Annotated in this window: 2 protein-coding genes; both read right to left on the bottom strand. The window is 55.8% G+C overall.

The window, feature by feature from the left end; all coding sequences use genetic code 11:
• Positions 1-574, bottom strand: a 574-nt coding sequence (locus tag JCM12296_RS34810) for an ATP-binding protein (RefSeq protein ID WP_157068197.1), incomplete at its 3' end; no start/stop codon positions are given.
• A partial coding sequence (locus JCM12296_RS34805) for a Mu transposase C-terminal domain-containing protein (RefSeq protein ID WP_172684270.1) occupies positions 574-1438 on the bottom strand: 865 nt, incomplete at its 5' end. The genes JCM12296_RS34810 and JCM12296_RS34805, both read right to left, overlap by 1 nt.

The raw sequence follows: 1438 nt of genomic DNA, 5'->3' as shown, positions 1-1438 counted from the left end.
CCGGATTGTTCCTTGGAGAGCGCATGCAGGGCAAAGCGCATGTTGATGCGATGGGCCAGATCGGTATGCGAGGCACGGTTGAGGATATCCCTGAGGCTGTCCTGGCGCATAAGACGATTTTGAGCGATATCTGTTCATCGATGGAGGAGATCAACAGGCGCAGGTCGGTCAGGGTGTTAGGATCGATCAGATGGGCCTCGTCGATGATCAACAGGGTACACTTTTCGTTTTGTTTGATGCGTTCGAGGATCTGCAGCAGCATGCGGTCCTTTCCCATTTTGGGTTTTTCGCCGAGTTTGGTGACCATGAGCCTGAGAAAGGCATTGGCCTGGATGGGGGTGAGATGAAGGTAAAGCGGATGATACCGGTTGTGTGGCAACTCATGGATGAAGAGCCTCAATAGAGAAGATTTGCCCAGTCCGGTCTGACCGAGGATCAAGGCCAGGGCGCCTTGTTGTTCGAAGAATTTAAGCCGTGCCAGGGCCTGTTCGATCCTGGGATCGCGTTGCAGCCATTCAATGGGTGGTTTTTCGGCAAACGGATGGGCCGTTAAAGGAAAATGGGTTAAAAACATTAGCGGTCTCCTTTGATGAGTTGTTTGAGTTCGGCGATGATGTAGGGCACGCTGGGTTGTCTTGCGTTTTCAAAGGCGTTTTTAACCATCTGCCTGTCGATGGATGAACTTTGGTTATAGACCTTCTTGAGCGCTTCCAGGTCGCCGGAGCAAAGCCCGGTCAACCCGGCTTTAAATCCGAGGAGCTGAGCCACGGTGCCGGCGAATTGGTGAAACGGCCACCGGCGGTGTTCGACGATTTGGAGATAATCGATACCGCCGGTTTTTTCGGCCAGTTCCTGTTTGTGCTGCTGGATCAACAGTTCGGTGTAGCTGTGTTCGGGTTTTTTGCGTTGCGGATGGGGGACGGCCGGTAGTCCGGTTTGGCGCTGATGCAGCAACCCGGTGCCCAGATACTGCCCGTCCAGGGAATGGATCTGGACCTTATCCCAGGTTGAAAACGGATCGAAGCGGACCTCTACCTTGTCTCCGCGCAGCTTGGGATCCACCCGGTAGAAGCGTTTATTGACCTGGACATCGGAAAAGGTCCGGTTGACGGTGCGCGGGATGGCTTGCATGAACGATTCGATCACGCGGCTCATGTCGACCTGGCGGATGATGGTCAGGCCCTGTCGATAGCGGTCTTCAGGCGATTGTCCGGTCTCGCTGTGGATATCTTTGTGGTAAGCAACGGACAGCCAGGCGGACAGCGCGCGGTTGAGTTGCTCCAGGGTGAGCAAATCTCCGGCGCGGACCTCGGCCTCGAACTGATGTTGGGCGGTTTGAAAGAGTCTCTCGATCAGGCCGCCGGGCGCCGGGTCCCGAGGAGGCCGGTGGAGCAATCGGGTGTTCAAGCGATAACAGGCGGCCTTGAGCCCGTTGGCA

It is taken from the genome of Desulfosarcina cetonica JCM 12296, assembly GCF_001311845.1.
Lineage (GTDB): Bacteria > Desulfobacterota > Desulfobacteria > Desulfobacterales > Desulfosarcinaceae > Desulfosarcina > Desulfosarcina cetonica.
The sequence above is the reverse complement of the archived record's forward strand: the minus strand, read 5'-3'. Positions and strand labels throughout refer to the sequence as shown.